Raw genomic sequence first — 6,000 nt, forward strand, 5'->3', positions numbered from 1 at the left:
AATTCGAGAGAGGTTACATTCTTCGGCGACAGCACTTATTGTACTTCGTCGGAAACCACTGAAACGACAAGTGTCCCGCGAAGACGACCCATTGGATGTGCTCTTTCTCCCCTACTACGACGATAACCCATATCAGCGAGAGCTCAGTACCGCTCTCGAAGAGCGGAATACGACTATCCGGACGGGGGACCACGAAGCGCCGTTCCCGATCCTGCAATCGATCTATGCCGACCGTCCGGACGTACTCCACCTCCACTGGGCGCACTCGCTTTTCGTCATGCATAGCAAAGTCGTCACGTTAGTTCTCGGCGTGAGACTGCTCTTTGAGGTCATGATTTGCAAAACTCTCGGGATTCCGATCGTCTGGACAGTTCACAACACTCTTGACCACGAACGTCGACACCCCCGAATCGAACTCACGGTCCGCCAACTGGTCGCCAGCCGCTGTGACGCTCTCATCACCCACGGCGACACTGCTCGCCGTGAAATCGTCGAGACGTACGACATCCCGATAGAAGATGCCTCCCAAGTTGCTGTCATCCCACACGGCAACTACATTGGGAGCTATCCTGACGAGATCTCACAAACAGAGGCCCGAGAGACACTCTCCCTGCCGTCGAATGCGACTATCTTTCTCCACTTCGGGAACATCCGCCCGTACAAAGGAGTCGACCGACTCGTCGAAACGTTCGGCAAGTTGGACGCGCCCGAGAGCCGTCTCCTCATCGCCGGGCGCTCTCCGACGAATGCCGACGATCGGGCGGCACTGCTCGAGGTATGTGATGACACTGACCATGTGGAGACCGTGTTCGGCTACATTCCCGACGACGAGGTCCAACACTACTTCGCTGCCGCTGATGCAGTCGTCCTCCCGTTCGAGCGTGTGCTCACATCTGGGAGCGTCGTCCTCGCGATGTCGTTTGGCCGCCCTGTCGTCGCCCCACGGATGGGTTGTCTCCCCGATACACTCGCGGAGGCGAACGATCTACTCTACGACCCAGCGAACCCAACCGGTCTCCCGAGACAGATGCGTCGGGTCTGCGAAGAAGCGACCTCATCGATTGGAGTGAAGAACCGTAAACAGGCAGCACGGAACGATTGGGGCACCGTCGCCGACCGAACACGGACGGTGTATCGCGCCGCCAAGAATGGAAACCAGAAGGTGGCCGAAGTAGTCGCTGAGAACACGAAGAGCGAGGCGACCAACGTTGATGTGGCAGTCGGCAAGGTATCGTGAACGTCTTTTCGAGCACGACCGACAGCCGTAGTAGGGTGGCAAAGTGCTAAGTCGACTGAAGCAGCTGGTTGTCGGACTAATCCCCGGCGGCAGCGTTGGTGAACAAGCCGTCAAGAGTGGAATCTGGGCGTCGCTCGCCAACGGTCTCGGTCGGGCGCTCCAGTTCCTGAAACTCGGGGTACTCACGTGGCTGCTCTCGACGACCGAGTTCGGTCTAGTCGGGTTCGCACTGCTGACACTTGCGGCACTCCGCCGGGTGTCGAAACTTGGTATCGAGGAGGCACTTATCGAACACCACGAAGACAACGTCGACCCGTACCTCGATACGGCGTGGACGCTTCGAGTTCTTCGTGGACTGGCCATCGGACTCGTCGCGTTTCTCACTGCCCCACTCATCGCTGATTTCTTCGGGAACCCGCGGGCGGAACCACTCATTCAGGCGATGGCTGTGTTACCCTTACTTAAGGGCCTCGAGAATCCCGGCATCGTCTACTTCCGGAAGAACCTCACGTTTCACCGTGAGTTCCTCTATCGCGTCGGCAAAGCAGCCACCATTGCCGTCGTTTCCATTGTTGCTGCACTCGTCCTTCGTAGTGCGTGGGCGTTCGTTATCGGGGACATCGTAGGGGGCGTGGTTGCACTCATCATCTCCTACGTCATCCACGAGCACCGGCCGCGTCCCTCGCTCAATCGCGGACGGGCCAGCGAACTACTCGGATACGGCAAGTGGATTACTGCTTCGGGGCTTCTCGTCTTCCTCATCAACGAGGGTGACGACGCCTTCGTCGGGTGGTTCCTCGGCGCCAGCGCGCTCGGTATCTATCAGTTCTCCTATCGGTTTTCGAACGCACCGGCGACCGAGATCACTCACGTTGTCTCGAGCGTCGCCTTCCCCGCGTACTCGAAGCTTCAGGACGATATCGAGCGTCTCCGGAGTGCTTTCTACCAGGCACTCACCCTGACAACGGTGCTGTCGTTCCCGACCGCAGTCGGAATCGTCGTCATTGCCCCCACGTTTGTCGCGACCTTTCTTCCGCCAGAGTGGGCTGACGCAGCTCTCGTCATGCAGGTACTAGCACTCTGGGGACTACTCCGGTCACTTGGTGCAACAACTGGACCGCTGTTCCAAGCGGTCGGTCGTCCGGACTACGCAACAAAGATTCAGTTCGGGAAACTGTTGCTAATCGCGGCACTCATCTATCCAGCGACTGAGGCGTACGGCATTGCCGGGACGGCAGCAGTCATCGTCATCAACTCGGTTCTCTTCTCTGAGCCTATCGCTTCCTACGTAGCAGTGCGCACAGTCAACGGGAGCTTCAAACGCTTCTTTCGAATCGTTGGGTTTCCCGCAATCGCCAGCATAATCATGGGGTTCGGTGTTGTCACGGTTCGTGAATCGCTTTCTCTCCATGACGGTATTCTTGCGTTCGCTGCGCTCGTAATAGTCGGCGTCGTGATCTACACCGCTGCCGTCGCTCTGCAAGAGCTGATTTTCGGGTACGAGGCCCCAGCAGTGATCCGATCGGTCGTCGCCACAGCCAGCAGCAGCGATGCCTAATCAAAAAACTGCGAATTTTCGATCTTGGGTGGAACTGTGGAAAGACGTGTCTGAGACGTCGAATTACGCACGACGATTGAAAGAGATGTCCAGTACTGTGCCAGCCTTCAGAGGATGCTACGACTCGGCCTCAACAATCTCGGCGAAGGCGACGTTCTCGCGAACCGTCTGAATCTTCACGTCCACAACCTCGCCGGGGTGGCCACCGTCGACGATAACGACGTCGCCGCGTTCGACCTTCGCGATACCGTCACCTTGCTCACCAAGCGTCTCGATTGTGACCTCCCGGACCTCACCCGCGTCGACAGGCGGGCCCTGCTGAGCATCTGGCGACGTATTCGGGGCGGCGGCAGACTCACTTGGCGACGACGCGGCGGTGTGCGTGAGCACGCCAACACGACAGTGCTCGACGACGTTGAGGCCACTCTGTAGTTTCGCGCCGGCTGGGGTTCTCACGCATGCGTTCGAATACGAGAAGAGCCCATTGCTGAAAGTTTATAATATTAATACTGCTCTGTATTGAGATATATAGACCGCTACTGCAACTTCGTACGAGAAGGTGTCTCTTTTGCCGTCCTTTTTCTGATATTTGTTAATATTATAAAATCTCATCTTTAGGATTAGAGTCTAACCGACTGGGTAAACGAAATGAGCGACACTGACAACGCTGACCAACAGACGCACGAGACAACGGACACAGAAATACTGCTTCAACGACGACGTGACGTCCTCCGAAAGGCGGGTGGTATAGCTGTGATGGCTACCCTTGGTTCAAGCGGCGTCGCTGCCGCCAAAACGGAAGAGTCTGGCTCTTTCAGCGACTATCCATTCAGCCTCGGCGTCGCATCTGGTGATCCGCGCCCTCACTCGGTCGTACTCTGGACTCGACTCGCCCCAAAGCCGTTAGCCGAAGATAGTCAAGGCGGAATGCCAGATCGAAACGTTCGCGTACGCTGGGAAGTAGCTAAAACCGAGTCGTTCAAGCAGATTGTCGACCGGGGAACCGTTTCTGCGACACCGGACCACGCCCACTCAGTACACGTCACGGTCGACGAATTGCAGCCAGACCGCGAATATTACTATCGGTTCCGAGCACGAGATGCGGTCAGTCGCATCGGTCGAACCCAAACGGCTCCGTTAGCTGAATCGCAGATAGACCAGCTACAGTTCGCACTCGCCTCGTGTCAAGCATGGGTTGGCGGCCGCTATGCTTCCTATCGGAACATGGCAGAGGAAGAGTTTGATTTTGTTGTGCATGTTGGCGACTATATCTACGAAAAGGGTGATACGAAAACGCTCACAGATTATCGCCTGCTTCACGCGCTCTATAAGACTTCGCCTGATTTACAGGATGCTCACGCATCGTTCCCCTTCATCGTCACATTCGACGATCACGAGATTGAGAACAACTGGGCAGACGAGCAATCTCAGGAAGACGGGGAAGCAGATCAAGACCCACAAGAATTCCTCGAAAAACGAGCCAACGGACTTCAGGGGTACTACGAGCACATGCCATTGAGGCAGTCCTCACAACCTGATGGTCCTGATATCGATATGTACCGTCGGTTCTCGTTCGGCGACTTGGCGGACATCCACGTCTTGGACACTCGCCAGTATCGCTCTGACCAGCCCTGTGGTGACTGGTTATCCGCGAACTGTGACGAACGGTTCGACACCTCTCGAACGATGCTTGGCGATGACCAAGAACAGTGGTTGGAGGAAGGATTGACGGAGTCACGGGCAACTTGGAACGTGCTTGCCCAACAGACGATGATGTCTGAATACGACTATGATACCAGTGATGAAAAACTTGTTAACGTTGACCAATGGGACGGCTACGTCGCCCCTCGCAACAGACTCTTCGACATCTTCCAACGAACACCCGACGTGAATCCGATTGTTGTCTCTGGCGACTGGCACACTAACTGGGCAAACAACCTGAAAGCGGACTTCGATAAGAGCGACTCGGAAACGTTAGCAACCGAGTTCCTTACGACGTCAATCAGTTCCGGAGAATCATGGGCAGACGACGTTGAACAAGCCCTCTCAGAGAATCCACATGTCCAGTTCTTCGATGGCGATCACAATGGGTACCTCCGTTTTACTGTGACGCCAGAGACGTGGCAAGCAGACTTTCGGGTCGTTGCCAACGGCAATAAGTCGAAATACGACACGCGTGCTGACCCCACCGCTGACGTCGAGACGCTCGCTACCTTCGTTGTAGATGAGGGTGAACCAGGAGCGAAAGAGATCGAAAACTAATCGGTCAGAATCCGCCCTCAACATTGGGAGTCTGTATATGAGTGACAATACATTCGCTCCTTGGACGGCAGTGGAGGGTCTCTACACACTGCCTCTCTCCTGACCAACCCAGTCGCTGCATGTGTAAATCGTTCACCGTCTCACGTCATTGTCTTTGGCGGCGTTGTGATAAGGATCGCCAGAAAATAGGTAGATGCTCAGCCTCATTCACTAATCAAGAGTACTCGGCGAGTAATGACGATGACTCCGTGCTCACGGTGACAGTGTTCGCGAACAGTTAGGTGGTCAAATCTTATACGGACACCCGCGTCTGTTTGGTCTCGGTTCAGAGTCGATCTCCAGGAGCTTCAGGCGCCACTAAATGAGTACGGTCTTAGTAATCCAGAAGCGAAACACAGTACGAGCAAACTGCCAAGGTAGCTCAGTCTGGCCAGAGCAGCTCCTTTGTAAGGAGCTCGTCGAGAGTTCAAATCTCTCTCTTGGCTTCTTTTTCATCGATTCACGTAACCGTCAGACTATTTTGTTGTTCTCCACTTTGCTTTTTTCTGCGTCTGCAGGCAGCTCCTGACAACTGCTGGGGAGGTTTCTGTGGGCGTGCTGACTCGATGGAAATTCTGCTACCCATAGAGCGCGTGAACAAAGTATGGGGCGCAAGAGACCGACCTGAGTTCCGTGCCCGAGAGCACGTCGTGCTGACTGGTCCGAGTGCGTAGGAAGCCGAGACTTGGGCGAGACAGCCCGGATGCCGCGAGGCGCGGCATCCGGGAAAGCCCGCATAGGTGAATTTCTGTTCACGCACCGGCGTCCCGGAGGAACGAACCATGTACCTCGGAATCGACTTACACAAGCGGTACGCGCAAGTGGCAGTAATCGATCAGGCTGGTGAGCTTGTCGAAGAGGTTCGCGTCAAAAACGCGAACCTCGACGACCTCGCCCAGCGCTA

Annotated in this window: 4 protein-coding genes, 1 tRNA gene and 1 pseudogene; 5 read left to right on the forward strand and 1 reads right to left on the reverse strand. The window is 55.7% G+C overall.

Annotated features, from left to right (window positions below; all coding sequences use genetic code 11):
• The first annotated feature begins 70 nt into the window (after positions 1–70).
• Together BSG17_RS24515 and BSG17_RS24520 are read left to right on the forward strand one after the other, a co-directional pair.
• On the forward strand, positions 71–1,237 hold the full coding sequence (locus BSG17_RS24515) for a glycosyltransferase (RefSeq protein WP_089827997.1): 1,167 nt from the start codon (positions 71–73) through the stop codon (positions 1,235–1,237).
• Between the two features lie 43 nt (positions 1,238–1,280).
• A complete protein-coding gene (locus BSG17_RS24520; RefSeq protein WP_089827998.1) occupies positions 1,281–2,795 on the forward strand; it encodes a lipopolysaccharide biosynthesis protein in 1,515 nt (504 codons plus the stop codon).
• 117 nt (positions 2,796–2,912) lie between these two features.
• On the opposite strand, the gene BSG17_RS24525 is transcribed toward BSG17_RS24520, so the two are convergent.
• Positions 2,913–3,251: a TRAM domain-containing protein gene (locus BSG17_RS24525; RefSeq protein WP_089827999.1), complete on the reverse strand. Its 339-nt coding sequence runs from the start codon at positions 3,249–3,251 to the stop codon at positions 2,913–2,915.
• Between the two features lie 300 nt (positions 3,252–3,551).
• On the opposite strand from BSG17_RS24525, the gene BSG17_RS24530 reads away from it, so the two are divergent.
• The 3 genes and pseudogenes from BSG17_RS24530 to BSG17_RS26530 all read left to right on the forward strand — a co-directional run.
• The gene (locus tag BSG17_RS24530) at positions 3,552–5,057 is read left to right on the forward strand and encodes an alkaline phosphatase D family protein (RefSeq protein ID WP_211609333.1); all 1,506 of its coding nucleotides are present in this window, start codon (positions 3,552–3,554) and stop codon (positions 5,055–5,057) included.
• Positions 5,058–5,467: 410 nt separating this feature from the next.
• Positions 5,468–5,542, forward strand: a tRNA-Thr gene (locus BSG17_RS24535).
• A 336-nt stretch (positions 5,543–5,878) separates the two neighbouring features.
• Positions 5,879–6,000 (forward strand): annotated as a pseudogene (locus BSG17_RS26530) (IS110 family transposase); the annotation flags it as partial.

The sequence above is a fragment of the Halogranum amylolyticum genome (genome assembly GCF_900110465.1).
Classification (GTDB): domain Archaea; phylum Halobacteriota; class Halobacteria; order Halobacteriales; family Haloferacaceae; genus Halogranum; species Halogranum amylolyticum.

Coding starts and splice junctions, on each gene's coding strand:
- BSG17_RS24530 (WP_211609333.1), top strand. CDS start 3,552: ATGGCTACCCTTGGTTCAAGCGGCGTCGCTGCCGCCAAAACGGAAGAG.